Origin of the sequence: Kitasatospora sp. NPDC092286, assembly GCF_044755565.1 — a bacterium.
Taxonomy (GTDB): Bacteria; Actinomycetota; Actinomycetes; order Streptomycetales; family Streptomycetaceae; genus Kitasatospora.
Window position 1 is genome coordinate 65577 of record NZ_JBIVRD010000005.1, and the last position, 17060, is coordinate 82636.

12 protein-coding genes are annotated in these 17060 nt (G+C 76.7%); 7 read left to right on the plus strand and 5 right to left on the minus strand.

The annotated features are described in order from the left end of the window. Positions 1-167 precede the first annotated feature (167 nt). Complete coding sequence (locus ACIQIB_RS06920) at positions 168-2591, plus strand: hypothetical protein (protein ID WP_400757096.1); 2424 nt, start codon at positions 168-170, stop codon at positions 2589-2591. 111 nt (positions 2592-2702) lie between these two features. Then, a complete protein-coding gene (locus ACIQIB_RS06925) occupies positions 2703-3689 on the plus strand; it encodes a chitosanase (protein WP_363604916.1) in 987 nt (328 codons plus the stop codon). Positions 3690-3735: 46 nt separating this feature from the next. Here the strand turns inward: ACIQIB_RS06925 and ACIQIB_RS06930 are convergent, their stop codons facing one another. Further along, the gene (locus ACIQIB_RS06930) at positions 3736-4305 is read right to left on the minus strand and encodes a hypothetical protein (protein WP_400757098.1); all 570 of its coding nucleotides are present in this window, start codon (positions 4303-4305) and stop codon (positions 3736-3738) included. Positions 4306-4691: 386 nt separating this feature from the next. Between ACIQIB_RS06930 and ACIQIB_RS06935 the strand changes: the two genes are divergently transcribed. Beyond that, entirely contained in the window at positions 4692-7511 is a 2820-nt protein-coding gene (locus tag ACIQIB_RS06935; RefSeq protein WP_400757100.1) for an AfsR/SARP family transcriptional regulator, read from the plus strand. Positions 7512-7608: 97 nt separating this feature from the next. Here ACIQIB_RS06935 and ACIQIB_RS06940 read toward each other — a convergent pair whose 3' ends face one another. Beyond that, on the minus strand, positions 7609-8382 hold the full coding sequence (locus tag ACIQIB_RS06940) for a hypothetical protein (protein ID WP_400757101.1): 774 nt from the start codon (positions 8380-8382) through the stop codon (positions 7609-7611). 521 nt (positions 8383-8903) lie between these two features. On the opposite strand from ACIQIB_RS06940, the gene ACIQIB_RS06945 reads away from it, so the two are divergent. Together ACIQIB_RS06945 and ACIQIB_RS06950 are read left to right on the plus strand one after the other, a co-directional pair. Then, the gene (locus tag ACIQIB_RS06945) at positions 8904-9137 is read left to right on the plus strand and encodes a hypothetical protein (protein WP_400757102.1); all 234 of its coding nucleotides are present in this window, start codon (positions 8904-8906) and stop codon (positions 9135-9137) included. Positions 9138-9435: 298 nt separating this feature from the next. Further along, complete coding sequence (locus ACIQIB_RS06950) at positions 9436-12210, plus strand: BTAD domain-containing putative transcriptional regulator (protein ID WP_400757104.1); 2775 nt, start codon at positions 9436-9438, stop codon at positions 12208-12210. On the opposite strand, the gene ACIQIB_RS06955 is transcribed toward ACIQIB_RS06950, so the two are convergent. The 3 genes from ACIQIB_RS06955 to ACIQIB_RS06965 form a co-directional block, all read right to left on the minus strand. Beyond that, positions 12199-12627 carry a hypothetical protein gene (locus ACIQIB_RS06955; protein WP_400757106.1) on the minus strand — a complete coding sequence of 143 codons (429 nt, stop codon included), beginning with the start codon at positions 12625-12627 and terminating at the stop codon, positions 12199-12201. The genes ACIQIB_RS06950 and ACIQIB_RS06955 overlap by 12 nt on opposite strands. 139 nt (positions 12628-12766) lie before the next feature. Then, positions 12767-12973 (minus strand): ferredoxin, encoded by a 207-nt coding sequence (locus ACIQIB_RS06960; RefSeq protein WP_400650417.1) that lies wholly within the window; start codon positions 12971-12973, stop codon positions 12767-12769. 7 nt (positions 12974-12980) lie between these two features. Continuing rightward, complete coding sequence (locus ACIQIB_RS06965) at positions 12981-14198, minus strand: cytochrome P450 (protein ID WP_363604927.1); 1218 nt, start codon at positions 14196-14198, stop codon at positions 12981-12983. Between the two features lie 408 nt (positions 14199-14606). Between ACIQIB_RS06965 and ACIQIB_RS06970 the strand changes: the two genes are divergently transcribed. Continuing rightward, the gene (locus ACIQIB_RS06970; protein ID WP_400757108.1) at positions 14607-15416 is read left to right on the plus strand and encodes a class I SAM-dependent methyltransferase; all 810 of its coding nucleotides are present in this window, start codon (positions 14607-14609) and stop codon (positions 15414-15416) included. Between the two features lie 207 nt (positions 15417-15623). Further along, complete coding sequence (locus ACIQIB_RS06975) at positions 15624-17006, plus strand: condensation domain-containing protein (RefSeq protein WP_400757109.1); 1383 nt, start codon at positions 15624-15626, stop codon at positions 17004-17006. The last annotated feature ends 54 nt before the right edge of the window (positions 17007-17060 follow it).

Genomic DNA, 17060 nt, shown 5'->3' on the forward strand with positions numbered 1-17060 from the left:
GGGGGGGGGACCCCGCCCCGGGGGGGCGGGGCCCCCCCGCCCCCGCCCGGCGCCCGGGGCGGGCGCCGGGGGGGGGGGGGGCGGGGCGCCCCCCCCCCGCCGCGCCCCCGCCCCCCCCGCCGACACCCGAACCCGCGCCGCACCCGCAGCACCCGGCGGCGGTCCGGGTGGCCCGGCTGCCCGCCGGATACTGGCTCACCCATCTGAGCGCCCAGCCCGGCGGGCCGTTCCCGGCGCTCGGCCTCCTCGCCGCCCCGCCCGGCGCGCTGGTGCTGCTGGTCGGCACCCCCGGCCAGCCGGTGCTGCTGCCCGAAGACCTCGCCGAGACCGTCCGGACCCTTCCCGTCGGCGGCGCCGCCCTGCTGCTCAGCGCGCCGTGGGCGGCCCCCGACGAACTCTCCGCGCTCACCGGCACCCTGGCCGCCCGCCTCGGCCGCCCCGTCCAGGCCGCCGTCGGCCTGCCCGTGCACGGCCCCGGCGGCCCCACCTCCCGGACGGTCGACGCCCGCGGCCACGCCGGCTGGGAGCCCTACCTGCTGCGGCTCACCGCCTCGGCCGGGCGCCCCACCGTCCCGTCCGCCTGGCGCAACGGCGGCGCGTCCTGGCAACCCGCCGGGCCCGCGCTGTTCCAGGCCTTCCCGTACTGGTCCCTGGAGGCCGTGCCCGCCGGGCTCTGGCTGCGCCCCGACCCGCCGCACCTGTGCGCCCCGCGCTTCCGCCGGGCCGACCCGGGCCGCCCGCTGCTCATCGTCGGCGAGCGGGACCGCCCGGTCGGCGCCGAGGTGTGGGAGGAGCTGAGCAGCCTGCTCGACCGGCTCCCGGCCGCCGGTGCGCAGAACTTCGGCCTGCTGGCCCACGGCATCCTGGAGCCGGGCTCCGAGCGGACCGCCCGCTTCATCGCCCGGCTGCACGGCCTGGAGTGGCTGGGCTCCGACCAGCCCGGCGATGCGGCGGCGGGCGCCGAGGCGGTCTCGTACGGCCTCGGGCCCGTCCCCGGCCCGGCCCCCGCGCCGGTGTCCGCCCGGCCGGCCCTGGCCGCCGAGCCGGACCCGCTCACCGCGCCCCGGCCCGTCATCACCACCGGCCGGGTCGCGCCCCTCGGCGCCGCGTCGGAACCGCCCGCCGCGGAACTCACCGCCGGGCAGTCCCCCACGGCGGAGTTCCCCACCGCGGAGCTCACCACGGCGGAGTTCGCCACGGAGGAGTTCGCCACCACGGGGTTCCCCGCCTCGCAGGTCCCCCCTGCGGAGTTCCCTACCGCCGTACCGGAGCCCCCTGCCCCGACGCGGACCTCCTCCGGTCCGCTGGTGTCCACCGGCGGCACCGGCGAGGCCCCCCGTGGCGGACCGGAGGCGCCCGGCCCGGCCGGCGCCCCCGGCATCCCCGACATCCCCCGGGTGGCCACCAGCAGCAGCGGAGACGCCCCCGGCGCCGTACCGCAACCGCCCGGGCCCGACCGTCCCGCCGCCTCCGCCACGGCGGGCACCGCCGGCGCGGACGAGCCCGCCACGGGGCTCCGGACCCCGGCCGGAACCGAACCCCCCACCACGGCCGCGCCGGAGGCCGAACCGGCTCCGTTGCCGTTCCCTCCTCCGGACCCGCTTCCGCGAACGGGAACGGGAACGGAGCCGGGGCCGGCCCCCGGACCGAACCCCGGCCCCGAGCCCGGCCCCGGGGAACCGGAGCCCTCCGCCCCCGGGCCCGACCCGGATCCCCTCGCCGTGCACGTCTTCCGGGCCTTCCGGGCCGAGGAGTTCACCGTGCCCGTGGCCGTCAGCAGCCCCGCCGACCGGGAGGCCGTCCGGGCGCTGCTCGGCAGCCACTACCAGCGCTGCGTCGGCCGGGTCGAGGAGGCCGCGACCCGGCTGCCGGGTCTGCGCTCCACCACCAAGGACGACATCAAGGCCGATCTGGCGGCCGTCCTGCTGCACCACGCCGACACCGGTGTCCCGGTGAGCCGGACCGAACTGGCCGCCGAGGCCCGCGCCGGGGGCACCGGCCCGCACCTCGCGTTCCTGAACTGCCTCGGTTCCGGCCTGCGGCGGTTGCCGAGCCACCAGGGTGTGGTGCTGCTCGGCGCGCACGTCGAGCAGGTGGCGGACCTGCTGGCGGCCTATCCGGTCGGCCGCGAGCTGCTGGAGCCCGCACCGCTGGCCGGGCTGACCTCGCCCGCCGTCGAACTCGGCCCGGTCACGGTGGAGTTCGCCGTGCTGTCGGTCACCGCCCGGCGGACTTCCGCCTTCGACTCGGCCGGCGAGGAACCGCAGGCGGTGTTCGCGCCGGGCACCGGCTTCATCGTGGTCGACGTGGAGGCCGCCGACGAGGAGGCCGGCCGCCCCGCCCGGGTCCTGCTGCGCGAGGCGGGCGGCGCGCTGACGGGCGATCCCGCCGAGCGGAACGCCGGCGCGCGAGGCCGGGTGCGCGCCTGGCTGACCCGCCGCGACCGGACGGCCCCGGCGGACCGCCGCCAGGTCAGGCGCCCGGAGCGGTTCCGGCTCACCCCGGGCATCGGGCTTCCGCCGGCCGAGCCGACCGAACCACCTGAGCCGGCCGAACCGGACTCCCCTGCGGAGCCGACCGAGCCGAACTGAACCGCCGTCCCGCACCGGCCCGTTGTCCAGAGCGGGGACACGCGGACGCCTGCGGACCCCGAAGCCCCCTGCCGGTGGAGCCCGGCGGACGAAGACCACCACGGAGTCCCCATGCGGTCCCAGCCTGTCCGGCCGATCCGGCCGGCGTCCCTGCGCGTCGCCCTCACGGCCCTGCTCGTGACCGGCGTCCTCCCGGCCCTGCCCGCCGCCGCGGCGCCGGGCCCCACGTCGAGCCCCACGGCCAAGTCCAACACTCCGAAGCCGCCCGCGACCGGCCGGCCCCACCGGACCACCCAGCCGTCCGGCACCCCCTCCGGCCACCCGTCCGGCTCTCCGTCGCCCTCCGGCCACCCGTCCGGCTCACCGTCCGGTCCCGCCACCGGCTCCGGCGACCTCACCGACCCCCGGCTCAAGGACATCGCCCAGCAGTTCGTCTCCACTGCCGAGAACTCCTCGCTCGACTGGAAGGCCCAGTTCGCCTACCTCGAGGACATCAAGGACGGCCGCGGCTACACCGGCGGCATCGTCGGCTTCTGCTCCGGCACCGGGGACATGCTCGATCTCGTCCGCCACTACCGCGAGTTGAAGCCCGGCAACCCACTGGCCGAGTACCTGCCCGCCCTGGAGAAGGTGAACGGCTCCGCCTCGCACTCCGGGCTGGACCCGGACTTCGCGTCCGCCTGGAAGAAGGCCGCCGCCGACCCGGCGTTCCGCCAGGCCCAGGAGGACATGCGCGACCGGGTCTACTTCAACCCGGCGGTCTCCCAGGCGAAGACGGACGGCCTGCACGCGCTCGGCCAACTCGCCTACTACGACGCCATCGTGATGCACGGCCCGGGCAACAGCGCGGACAGCTTCGGGGGCATCAGGGCCGCCGCGCTGAAGAAGGCGAAGACGCCCGCCCAGGGCGGCGACGAGAAGGCGTACATCGCCGCGTTCCTCGACGCCCGCGCCGCCGCCATGCGCACCGAGGCGGCCCACGACGACACCAGCCGGGTCGACACCGCCCAGCGGGTCTTCCTCCAGGCCGGCAACCTCGACCTGCACACCCCGCTGGTGTGGAAGGTCTACGGCGAGACGTTCCGGATCGACAAGTAGGCGCGGGGCGGGGCCGCCGGGACCGGCAGCCCCGCCCCACCCGCGGTCACCAGGGCCGGGCCGACGCCGTCCGCTCGGCCGGGACGCCGCGGACCGCCTCGCGCCCGACCTCGCGCCCCGTCTCCACCGGACGCGTGCTCTGCCCGCCGACGGTGCCGGGGCCCGGGTCCGAACTGGTCCTGATCCGCGACGCCGACGCCGGCCCCAACGCGGCCCGGCCGGCCGAGGCACGCTGATCCGTCACCACCCCGGCGGTCCTGCGCACCGCGTCGGTCAGGACCGTGGCCGACTCCAGGGCGTCCAGCCGCAGCACGAAGTTCCGCTCGGTGGGGTCACCGCCCGGCCAGTCGACGTCCTTGCTGCGGACGATCCGGCTGCGGAGCCCGCCCTCCCCCGCCGAGACCGGGCCGGGAATCACCCGGACGTTGGGCCGCCAGCCGGCGCCCCAGCTGTGTTCCAGCGCCAGCGTCCACTCGTCGTCCCGGACGTCGAACCACGCGCCCACCCGGCCGGCCAGCACATTGGTGCCGTACGGGCTGCGGATCACCACCCGCTGGTCATAGTCGGCGTCCTTGCCGATCACCGTGACCCTCCACGGCCCGTTCATACGCAGCACGGCTGTCCTCCCAAGCGTCGGCGCACGAGTGCCGATCGGCCCCGTACCTCCCTCGACGGACCACTCCCCGGCTCCGGTTCACCCGCGCGGCCGCCCCGGCCGCCCCGCACCGGCCGCGCCGGGCCCACCTCCGGAGCCCGCCTGTCGCGTTCATGTAACGAATCGACCTACCGTCGAAGAATTTCCGGTAACGGCCGGGCGTTCACCCGGTGTCCACGAGCCGCCCGACTCCCCGCCCCACGACGGGAAAGTCCGGGTATTCCCGCCACCGCCCGGTCCGACAGGCCCCCCTGACACCGGCTCCGACCTGGCTAGACTGCCGCTGCAACTGCCCGAAGAGGGTCAGAAGAGGGTCAATCGGGGAGATCCGGGCGGGGGAGGCTGAGGTGTTCGTTCGCCTATTGGGGCCGGTCGAGCTGCGGACCGCCGACGGCCGCGTCCTCGAACCCGCCGGAGCCAAGCGCTGCGCCGTACTCGCCCTGCTGGCCATGGAGCTGGGGCGGACCGTCCCGGTGGAGCGGTTCTTCGAGCTGCTCTGGGGCGACGAACCGCCGGCCCAGGCGCGGGCCGCGCTCCAGGGCCACATCGCCGCGCTGCGCAAGCTCTTCGCCGGATCACCGTTCACGCTCGCCACCCGCGCGCCGGGCTACCGGCTCGACGGCGAGGCCCGGCTCGTGGACGCCCTGCACTTCACCCGGCTGTGCGCGCAGGCCGCCGAGGAGAGCGGACCGGAGCAGTGCGAGCAGGTGGACAGGCTGCTCCGCGAGGCGCTCGGCCTCTGGCGCGGCACCGCCCTGGCCAACCTCCCCGAGACCCCGCTGCGCCGCTCCCTCGCCGGCCAGCTGCACGGTGCCCGCACCCGCGCCCTGGAGAGCTGGTCGGCGTACCGGCTGCGGGCCGGCCGGGGTGCGGACGCGATACCGGAGCTCGAACGGAGCGTCCACGCCGACGAGTTGCACGAACCGGTCGCCGCCCTGCTGGTGCGCTGCCTGTACCAGGCCGGACGCTTCCCGGACGCGCTCGCCGTCTACCACCGGGCCCGCCGCCGGCTCGCCGCGGAGCTGGGCATCCCGCCCGGGCGGACGCTGCAGTCCGCCGTCGACGACATCCTGGCCGACGACGCCTCCGCGGCGGCGGCCGGGCGGCCCGGCCCGGCGACCGCCCCCGCCGACGGCACGCGGCCGGCGGCCGACGACGGCCAGGTGGCCCGCCTGCTGCCACGCCGCTTCGGCCGGTTCGTCGGCCGCACGGCGGAACTGCGATGGCTGGACACGGAGTGCGGGCCGGACCGCCGCGGCAGCCTGGCCGTGGTGGCCGGCCCGGCGGGCGCCGGCAAGACGGCCACCGTGGTCGAGTGGGCGCACCGCGGCGCCGACGCGTTCCCGGACGGCCAGCTCTTCGCGGACCTTCAGGGCTTCGGCCCCGACCACGACGCCCGGCCGGCCGACGTCCTGGACCGGTTCCTGCGGGCGCTCGGCACCCCGGAGCACGAACTGCCGCCGGACGCGCCGTCCCGGGCCGCGCTCTACCGGTCGCTGACCCGGCAGCGCCGGCTGCTGGTCGTCCTGGACAACGTCCGGGCCGCCGAGTCCATCGCCGATCTGCTGCCGGCCGGACCGGGCTGCGCCACCGTCGTCACCAGCCGAAACTCGCTGGAGGATCTCGTGGTCACCGAGGGCGCCGCTCCGCTCCGGCTCGGCCCGCTGCCCGCCGCCGACGCGCTGCTGCTCCTGGAGCACGCCCTCACCCCGGCCCGGGTCCGCGCCGAACCGGAGGCCGCCGCCCGGCTGGTGGAGCTCTGCGACCGGCTCCCGCTCGCCCTCCGGATCGCCGCCACCCGGCTCGCCGCCCAGCCCGGCTGGGCGATCGCCGAGCTGCTGCCCGAACTCACCGACGAGTCGACCCGGTTGCGGGCCCTGGAGACCCGGGGCACGGTCGGCCTGCGCACGGCCCTCGACCGGACGGTGCGCCGGCTGCCGTCCGTCGCCGAGGGCCTGCTCGCGCTGCTCGCCGCCCACCCCGGCCCGGAGACCGACGCCCACGGGGCGGCCGCGCTGCTGGGCTCCGACACCGGCACCGCCCGCCGCGCGCTCGGTGCGCTGGCCGCGCACCATCTGCTCACCGAGAGCAGCCCGGGCCGCTACCGCCGGCCTGAGCTGATCCGTCTGTACAGCGCCGATCTGCTGGCCGAGCGCACCGAGTACACCAGGACGCTCGCCGTCACCTCGCTGCTCGACCACTGTCTGGCCGCCACCGCCCAGGGCGCCGCCCTGCTCCAGCCCGGCCTGGCCGCCGTCGGACCGCCGTCCGGACCCCTTCCCGGACCGAACGGCCGGCCCGGCCCCCGGTTCACCGGGGTCCGCACCGCGCTGGCCTGGTTCCAGGCCGAGGAGCCCACCGTGCGCGCCCTGGTCGCCCGGGCCGCCGAGACCGGCGACCACGATCGCGCCTGGCGGCTCGCCGACCTGGCCGACCGGCTCTACGAGCCCGCCGGGCGCCCCGTCGACCGGGTGACCTGCCTGCGTGCCGGGCTCCGGTCCGCCCGGCGGACCGGTGAGCAGACCGCCGTCGCGTCGCTGGAGTGCGGCCTCGCCGAGGCCCTGGGCGGCGCCGGCCGCACCGACGAGGCCCAGGCGCTCGCCATCGAGGCCGTCGCCCGCGGCGCCGCCACCGGAGGCGAGATCCGGGTCCGCGCGCTGACCGTCCTCGCGGTCGCGACCGCCGGGCGCGGCGGGATCGCCGAGGGCATCCGGCTGGGCGAGCAGGCGGTCGCCCTGGCCCGCACCCACGGTCCGGCCGGGTACGCGCCGTTCGCCCATGCCCGCACGGCCGACCTGTACGGCCTCGTGGGCGACGGCCCGGCCGCGCTGCGCCACGCCCGCAAGGCCCGCCGGCTGCTCGCCGACCACCCCGAGGCCGCCGGCCACCTCACCGCGATGGCCGCCGAGGCCCACGCCCTGTCCCTGCTCGACCGCCCGGCCGAGGCCGAGCGGGCCTGGCGGGAGACGGTGGAGCGGTGCCGGGACGCGGGCACCGTCCGCCTCCACGCCGCGGCCGAACGCCGCTTCGCGGACTTCCTGGCCGCCTCGGGCCGCCCGGCCGGGGGCGCCGGGCAGCCGCACGGCGCGGTCGCCCCGTCCGGCCGGCCCGGTGGCACCACGGTGGTCCGGCAGTCGGACCGGCGGGCGGCCGATCTGTGCCGCTGACCGCTCACACCTGAGCGGCCGGCGGGGGCGATGCCACTCGGCCCGCACCCCGCCGACGGGCCGCCGTAGCGGCGGTTCGGCCCGGTGGAGCGGAGGTTCAGGCGGTGCGACGCCGGTGCTGGTGCCGCGCGGCGACCAGCACACCCGCGCCGATCAGCACCGCGCCGCCGCCGACACCCGCGATCAGGGCGCCGTCGCCGCCACCGCCGGTGTGCGCGAGGCCCCCGGGGACGGGCCCGGCGCTCTCGGACGGCGGCGCCGGGACGCTCGGGCTCACGGACGGCGAGGGCGACGCGCTGCCGGACGGCGTCGGACTGGCCGACGGTCCCGGCGTCCGGCTGGACGTCCCGGTGGGCGTGGGCGTCCGGCTCGGGGTGGGCGTGGCGGTCGGCGTCGGAGTGCCGGTGGGCGTGGGCGTCGTGGGCGTCGTGGTCGGCGTGGGGGTGGCGGTCGGCGTGGGCGTCGCCGTCGGGGTGGGCGTCGGCGTGGCCGTCGGGGTGGGGGTCGGCGTGGGCGTGGGCGTCGGCGTGACGCAGAGCGGCACGTCGGCGATCCGCTTCTCGATCTGGGTGTCGGCGAGCTGGTAGCGCCAGGTGTCGCCCTTGCCCGAGTAGCTCACCGTGACCTTCACCGAGCCGTGGCCCTCGACGGTGCCGCGGTACCGCTCGTCACTGCCGGCCCGGGTGAGCGTGTACTCGCCCGAGGAGCGGTAGTTGTTGCCCAGGACCAGGTCCACCCGGCCGGCCTCGGTTCGGCAGCCGACGGTCAGTGAGGCGTCGCTCGGATGCCAGGCGAACGCCGTCCCGGAGCCGGCCACCGCGAGCGCCCCGACCGCGCAGCCGGTCACGACGACGGCTCGAACATGTTTCATCGCGCATCTCCTTCAGGTCCCGCAGGACGCAGTCCCCGGGGCCGGTGGTCACCGGTCCCGCCACTGTCGTCTACGGGACCGAACCGCCCTGCGGTTCAGTCCGCGGCGCCCCCGGACGCCTCCGCCCGTCCCCTCCGCCGCCGCCGCGCCGGCGACGTCCGGCCGGTCCACCGGGTGGTGAACCGGCGACCGCCGACGCGCCGTTGACCAGGGCGGAGGCCGTGGAACAGGTCGGCACCCGGTCCGGAGTGAACACGGTCCGGGCGCCGGACGGCCACCACCGGGCCGCCCGCCGTCGCCCCTGACGCGGTGGGCCTCCCGGAGCACGGACGGGGTGTCCGACGGCCGCCCGCTCACGGCCGGCCGGACACCGCCGGGTGCGGCCGCACCCGGCGGACCGACCGTGCGCCTGCCGTCCCCGGCCCGCCACTCCCCGACGGGCCGGGGGCACCGCCGTCCGCTCCCGGCCCGCCAGACCCGACCCGACCCGACCCACCGGACCCGACAAGGAGGCTCCGACCGTGCGCACGCCCCTGCTGGTCCTCGTGGTCCTCGCCCTCGCCGCCGTCTCCGGACCGCACCGGGCCGGACCGGACCCGTCGGTCACCGAACGCCCGCCACAGAGCACCGCGCGGCACGCATCCACGCACCACGCGTCCACGCACCACGCAGAAGAGCGCCCGGCGGCGGAGCGCTCCGCCGCCGGCGTCTCCCGCTCCGGCGTCCGGGTGGACCTCTCCCGCCAGATGCGCTGACCGGGCGGAGCACCGCCCGCTCCCCCGACCCCGACCCCGTCCGCAGCCCTCCGGCCCCGCACCGGCCGTGAACACCGGGCGCGGCGCCGGAGAACGCACGGCGAATTGCGGGCGTACATCGGGTGACGTAGCGCGCGCCGGATTCCGCCCCGACCGTGCAACGGCGGGGCCCAGGGCCCAACGACCCGTCCCACCGGCCGACCGGACGGGATGTCAGGCGTGGTTAGACTGCGGCCTGCCTCTCGACGAGGACCAGAAGCGGGGGCTCTGACCTGGGGGAACTGTGTTTGTTCGGCTCATGGGGGCGGTTGAGCTGAGGACGGCGGACGGCCGTACCCTCACCCCGCCCGGCGCGAAGCGGTGCGGGGTCCTGGCCCTGCTGGCACTCGACCTCGGCCGGACCGTCCCGGTGGAACGGTTCTTCGAGCTGCTCTGGGGCGACGAACCGCCCGCCCAGGCCCGGGCCGCGCTCCAGGGCCACATCGCCGCGCTGCGCAAGCTGATCGCCGGCTCCCCGCTCACCCTGCTGACCCGCACACCCGGCTACCGCCTCGACGGCCCGGCCGACTCGGTGGACGCGCTGCTCTTCGAACACCTCTGCGCCCGGGCCGCCGGGGAGGAGGCCCCGGACGGCGACGAGCGCGCCGCCGGGCTGCTCCGCCAGGCCCTCGACCTCTGGCACGGCGCGGCCCTGGCCAACCTGCCCGACACCACGCTGCGCCACGCCCTCGCCGACCGCCTCGACGAGGGCCGCGCCCGGGCGCTGGAGTCCTGGGCGGAGCGTCTGCTCCGGCTCGGCCGGGGCGCCGACGCGATCCCCGACCTCGACCGCGCGGTGGAGGCCGACGGGCTGCGCGAGCCGCTCTGCGCCCTGCTGGTCCGCTGTCTGCACCAGACCGGCCGGCTCTCGGACGCGCTCGCCGCCTACCGCCGGGCCCGTCGCCGGCTCACCGCCGAACTCGGGGTCTCCCCCGGCCGGACCCTCCAGTCCGCCGTCGACGACGTCCTTGCGGCCGACCCCCGGGAGCCCGGCCGGGGCCGCGTCCGGCCGGACTCCGGCCCGTCGGCGGCCCGCCAGCTCCCCCGCCGGGCCGCCGGCTTCGTCGGCCGGGCGGCCGAGCGGCGCTGGCTGGACGCCGAGTGCGGAGCCGGCCGCCGCAGCGGCAGCCTGGCCGTCGTGGCGGGCCCGGCGGGCGCCGGCAAGACCGCCACCGTGGTGCAGTGGGCGCACGCCGCGGCCGACGCCTTCCCCGACGGGCGGCTCTTCGCCGACCTGAACGGTTTCGGCCCCGGCCACCGCGCCCAGCCGGCCGACGTCCTGGGCCGGTTCCTGGGCGCACTGGGCGCCCAGGAGAGCGAGCTCCCCGAGGACCTCCCCGCCCGGGCCGCGCTCTACCGCTCGCTCACCGGCCGGCGCCGGCTGCTGGTCGTCCTGGACAACGTCCGCGACGCCGAGGAGGTGGCCGACCTGCTGCCGGCCGGACCGGACTGCGCCACCGTGATCACCAGCCGCAGTTCGCTGGAGGACCTGGTGGTGACCGAGGGCGCCGCCCTGCTGCGGCTCGGCGCACTGCCCGCCGACGACGCCTTCAGCCTGCTGGAGCACCTGCTCACCCCGGCCCGGGTGCGCGCCGAGCCCGCGGCCGTCGCCCAGGTCGCCGAGCTGTGCGACCGGCTCCCGCTGGCCCTGCGGATCGCCGCCGCCCGGCTCGCCGCCCAGCCCGGCTGGGGGATCGCCGACCTCGTCCCCGAACTCGCCGACGAGCGCACCCGGTTGCAGGCCCTGGACACCCAGGGCACGATCAGCGTGCGCACCGCGCTCGGCCTGACGATGCGTCACCTCTCCTTCACGGCGCAGAACCTGCTCGCCCTGCTGGCCGTCCACCCCGGGCCCGAGGTCGACGCGCACGCCGCCGCGGCCCTGCTGGGCACCGACCCCGCCGAGGCCCGCCGCGCGCTCTCCTCGCTCGCCGCCCACCACCTGCTCGCCGAGGGCACCCCCGGCCGCTACGGCCGGCACGACCTGATCCGGCTCTACGGCGCCGAACTCCTCGCCGAGCGGCCCGACTCCGAGCGCACCGCCGCCACCCGGGCGCTGGTCGACCACTACCTCACGGTCGCCGCGCACGGCGCCGCCCTGCTCCAGCCGGGCATCGACTGCTTCGGCCCGCCGCCCGCCCTCCCCTCGCCGTCCGGGCCGCGGCTGTCCACCGTCCGGTCGGCGCTGGACTGGTTCCGGGCCGAGGAGCCGACCATCCGCGGCCTGGTCACCTCCGCCGCCGACCTCGGCGACCACGACCGCGCCTGGCGCCTGGCCTACCTGGCCAACTGCCTGTACTACGGCACCGGCCGCCGCACGGACCGGGTGAGCTGCCTGCGGGCCGGGCTGCGCTCCGCGCTGCTGACCGGCGACCCGACCGCCGTCGCGCTGATGGAGGCTTCGGCCGCCCGCGCCCTCAGCGGCACCGGCCGCGCCGAGGAGGCCCACCGGCTGGCCGCCCGGGCGGTCGCCCGGACCGCCGACACGGGCGGGAACGTCCATGTGCACGCCCTCACCGTGCTCGCCGTCGCCACCGCGGCCCGCGGCGAGTTCGGCGAGGCCGTCCGGCTCGGCGAACAGGCGGTCGCCCTCACCGAGGAGCACGGCCTGACCGAGCACGCACCGTTCACCCTCAGCAACACCGCCGCCCTGCACGGCTTCGCCGGCGATGCCGGACAGGCCCTGCGGCGGGCCAGGCAGGCCCGCACCCTGCTCGCCGACCACCCGGAGGCCACCTTCCAGCTCTCCGCGATGGTCAACGAGGCCCACGCGCTGCAACTGCTCGACCGCCCGGCCGAGGCGGCCCGGGCCTGGCAGCACACGCTGGAGCTCTGCCGCGCGGCCGGCACCGTCCATCTGCACGCCGTGGCCGAGCGCCACTTCGCGGACTTCCTGCTCGACTCCGGCCGCCCCGCCGAGGCCGCCCGGCACCTGCGCACCGCCGCCGGCCTGTCCGCCGGACTCGGCGACACCACCGTGGTCCGGCAGCTGGAGGAGCGGCTGGCCGCACTCAGACCCGCCTTACGGCAGTGACGGGTTCACCAGCTCCGCCAGCAGCGACTGCACCCCGTCCTCGCCGAAACGGTGCACCAGGAGCGCGACCCATTCCACCGCCTCCGCCCGCTCCAGCGGGGTCCAGGTGGCCACGGACGGGTGCTCGTCCACCACCAGCGCCTCGGCGACCAGCCGCAGCCCGTCCGGCACCAGGGGCAGCCTGGTTCTGCCGAGCCCCCGCACGGCCAGCACCCGGGCCGCCCGCGCGACCTCGTACCCGCTCGCCGACGGCACCGCGAGCCCACCGCCGACCGGGAAGTCCAGGCCGTCCGCACCGTCCGGGACGCCCTGATCGTCCGGCTCGCCCCGGTCCGCGGCCGACCCGGCCGCCGGCTCCTGGGCGAGCCAGCCCGCGATCAGCTCCCGGGCCTCCCGCCCCCCCGTGATGTCCTCCATGCCCGCAAGCATGCCAGCGCCCCGCTCCATCATCATCACCGTCATGTGAACGAGAACGGCTGTCACCCCGCCCGGCGTTCACCGGTGACGCACGCCCGACGGGAAATGTCCGAGACCCGCCCCTGGGCACCTCCGCGGCTCACGGGTCCTCGACGACGCGGATGACGGCGTTGGGGCAGAGCGCCGCGGCGAGCCGGGCGGCGCGGTGCAGCTCCGGCGGCGGGTGCTTCTCCAGCAGCACGACGGTGCCGTCGTCCTCCGACTGGTCGAAGAGCTCGGGCGCGGTGAGCACACACTGCCCGGCGCCACGACAGCGGTCGTGGTCGATGTCGATCCGGATCTTCATGGTGCGGTCACCCGTCCCAGGTGAGCGGAAGCGCGTGGACGCCGTAGATGGCCATGTCGTGGCGCATCGGCACCTGCTCCGGCGGTACCGCCAGGCGCAGCGTCGGGAAGCGCCGGAAGAGCGCGGGGAAGGCCACCTCCATCTCCACCCGGGCCAGTTGCTGGCCCAGGCACTGGTGGATCCCGTGTCCGAAGGCGACGTGCTGGGAGAGCTCGCGGGTGAGGTCCAGCCGGTCGGGGCTCCGGAAGTGCTCCGGGTCCCGGTTGGCCGCGGCCAGCGAGGCGACCACGGTCTCCCCGGCGCGGACGTGGTGGCCGGCGATGTCCACGTCCTCGGTGGCGACCCGCACCGTGCCGAACTGCACGATGGTCAGGTAGCGCAGCAGTTCCTCGATCGCGTGGCCGGTGAGCTCCGGGTGTTCCCGCAGGTCGCGCAGTTGCCCGGGGTGGGTCAGCAGGGTGAAGGTGCCCAGTGCCAGCATGTTCGCCGTGGTCTCGTGGCCGGCGACCAGCAGCAGACGGCCGATCCCCGCCAGTTCCTCGTCGGTGAGCCCGGACTCCGGGCCGTCGTCCGCCAGCAGGGCGCTGAGCAGGGCGTCGTCGGGGTGCTTCCGCTTCCGGGCCGCCAGGTCGAGCATGTAGTCGCGCAGGGCGTCCCGGGCCGCCAGCGCGGTGTCCTCGTCCACCTCCAGGTTGAGCAGGGTCGAGGTCCAGCGCTGGAACCTGTCGCGGTCGTCGTAGGGCACGCCGAGCAGTTCGCAGATGACCAGGGAGGGGATCGGCAGGGCGAACGTCCGCACCAGGTCCACCGGGGGCCCGACGCGCTCCATCGCGTCCAGGTGGTCGGCGGTGATCTGTGCGATCCGGGGTGCCAGGGCGCGCATGCGGCGCACGGTGAAGTAGCGGGTGAGCATCCGCCGGTAGTGGGTGTGCTCCGGCGGGTCCATGGTGATGAGCAGGCCGGAGCGGGCTCCGACGTCCTCGGGCCGGACCGGGATCCGGCGTACCGGGGAGGAGGCCCGCAGCCGGTCCGAGCTGAACCGGTCGTCCGCCAGCAGGGCGCGGACGTCCTCGTGCCGGGTCAGCAGCCAGCCGGTCTTTCCGTCGGGGAAGGACAGCCGGGCGACCGGATCGTGCGCGCGCAGGTGCCGGTACTCCGGCGGCGGATCGAACGGGCAGGTGCGGTGCATCGGCAGCGTCATCGCCGTGGGCTGGGCTGTACTCATGGAAGGTATTCCCTTCTCCAGCCATTCTGTTGCGCCCCCACTCGCAGGGTAGTACGACTCCCCTCCGTCCGGGAGGTCTCGCCCCCGCCCGGCCCCGGCGCCTCCCCCTGCCCGGGGGCCCTCGTCCCGCACCGGCACGTGCATCGGCACGGGCGCGCACGGCGTCCCCGGCGGCGGCTATCGCTCCTTCTCCCGGGAGAGACGGCCCGGGGACGGCACCGGAAGGCGGGCCGGAACGCTCGACGGCCACCACGACCCCCCGTTCCAGGAGTATGGTTGACGCCTCGTCAACCACCGTACTTGGCGCACCCCATCCGTCACCCTGTGCGTTCGGACGCATACCGGTTTGGGTACGTACCTCAGCGCGCCCGAGGGCCGGGCGGCAAGGCGCGAGGAGACTGGGCACCGATGGATCAGAACCACATTCCCCCGACCGTACGACGGACATACGGCGCGGACGATCTCGCACGAGCGGCCAGCTTCGCGGGGGGCTTCATCAACTTCGGTGACTGGAGCGGAATCGACACCGCATCACCGACCACCGAGGACCGGGTGCACAGTCAGGAGGAGTTGTACCGCCGGGTGTTGCGGGCCTTCCCGGCACCGACCGAGCGGCTGCGGCTGGCCGAGGTCGGCTGCGGGCGGGGGCTGGGTGCGACACTCGCCCTGCGCGAGTTCCGCTTCGCGGCGGTGACCGGGGTGGACATCCACCCGGACCAGATCGAGCGCGCCCGTACGGTCAACGCCAAGGCCATGGCCGTCTTCCCGGACCGGCTCGCCTACGCCCTCGGCTCGGCCGACAAGCTGCCTTTCCCGAACGGCTCGCTGGACGGCGTCTACTCGGTCGAGGCGGCCCAGCACTTCCGCGGGCTGACGGGCTTCGCGCACGAGGCGGCCCGGGTGCTGCGGCCCGGCGGCCGGCTGGCGGTCACCACCTTCTTCAGTTCCGGCCCGGAGGTCGCCGAGCGGTTGAGCATCATGCTCGCCAGCTTCGCCGAGGGCCTGGACGTGGCCCACCCGATCACCGGCTTCACCGCGGACCTCGCCGCGGCCGGCTTCACCGGCGTGTCCGCCGAATCGATCGGAGCGGCGGTCTGGCCGGGCTTCGACCGCTATCTGGAGGGCACCGTCCCGCCCAGCCACTGGTCACGCAACTTCCTCCCCGCCTGGCGCAGCGGCCTGCTCGACTACCACCTGGTCACCGCCGACCGGGCCTGACCACAGCGGGCGGCTCCCGACGCCCGCCGGCCGGTGGTTCGGCCCGCCGAACCACCGGCAGCCGGTGACCCCGGCGGCTCCCGTGCGCGTTCCGAGGCTCGACGCGGGGAGGGCGGTGCGCCACACTCTTGCCCTGGCACCACCCGCGTTTCCCTGGCACCACGCAGCAAGCACCGAGCCCAGAACCGCACATCGGAGAGCCACACGGTGACCACGAGTCAACAGCTGGAGATCACCTTCTCGTCGGGCCGGTCCGGCACCGGACCGGCCACCTGGGGCCAGCAGGCCATCTGGGACGCCGTCGGCAAACTGACCCCGGCGGACGCGCCGAGGTACAACGTCACGGCGTCCTCCCCGCTGGACCCGGGAGTTCCGGTGCCGGTGGTCCTCGACGCGCTCACCCACCTGCTCCACCTGCACGACGGGCTGCACACCCGGCTGCTGCGGGACGACGACGGCCGGCTGCGGCAGACCGTCGACCCGGCGGGGCGGCTGCCCGTGCACACCCGCCACAGCGACGGCGACGCGGCCGAACTCGCCGAAACCGGGCGCCTGTTGCACGACGAGCTGGCGGGGCGGCCGTTCGACTGCGCGACCGAGTGGCCGATCCGCGTCGGCCTGGTCGAATCGGGCGGTCTGGTCCGCCACATGAGCCTGGTCCTCTCGCACACGGCGGTGGACGGCTCGGGCATGAGCCAGGTGGTGATGGACCTGTCCGCACTCGCCCTGGGCGAACCGGTGGAGGCGATGGCCGAGCGCCGGGCGGCCACCCAACAGCCTCTGGAGGAGGCCGCGTTCCAGGCCTCCGAGCGCGGCCGGCGGCGTGATGCCAACGCCCGGCAGCACTTCCTGCGCAAGCTGCGGCTCGGCCCGCCGCGGCAGTTCCCCGCCCCGGCCGGGGAGCCGCGCCCGTTCCCGAACGCCGTGCTCAGCTCCCCGGCGCTGCTGCGCGCCGTCGAACTGGTCGCCGCCGCCCACCGGGTGAGCTCCTCCTCGGTGCTGCTGGCGGCCGCCGCCGCGATGACGTCCCGGCTCTCCGGCCTGCCGGCCGCCACGCTCCAGGTGGTGGTCAGCAACCGCTTCCTGCCCGGGCTGACCCAGGCGGTGAGCACGGTGGCGGGCGAGAGCCTGTTCCATCTCGCGGACGCCGGAAAGGAGTTCGGGGATGTCGTCCGACGCACCCACGCCGCGTCGATCGCCACCTACCGGCACGCCTACTACGACCAGACCCTGCGGGACGAGGACATCGCCCGCCTCCGCGCCGGGCACGGCCCGACGGCCGACCGCTCCTGCGTCTTCAACGACACCCGCGAGCTGGCCCCGCCCGCGCCCGCCGGCGGCGCGGCCGCCCCACCGGCCGCCCCGGAACCGCTCGCCCTGGCCAGGGCCCGCACCACCCTCGACTGGCCGGTCGAGTTCGAGCCGCGCCCCGGCCTCTCCTACGCCCTGGACGCCCTCCGGACCGCGGACGCCCTGCGACTCGCGATGACGGCGGACGCCTCGGTCCTCCCCCGTCCCACGATGGAGCGCTTCCTGCGCGGCATCGAGGACCTGATCCTCACCGAGGCCGCCGCCCTCGGCCACGACTGAGACCGGCCCGCCGCCGCCCCCTGGAGCGTCCCGCCCGTTCCGCCCGGTCAATCT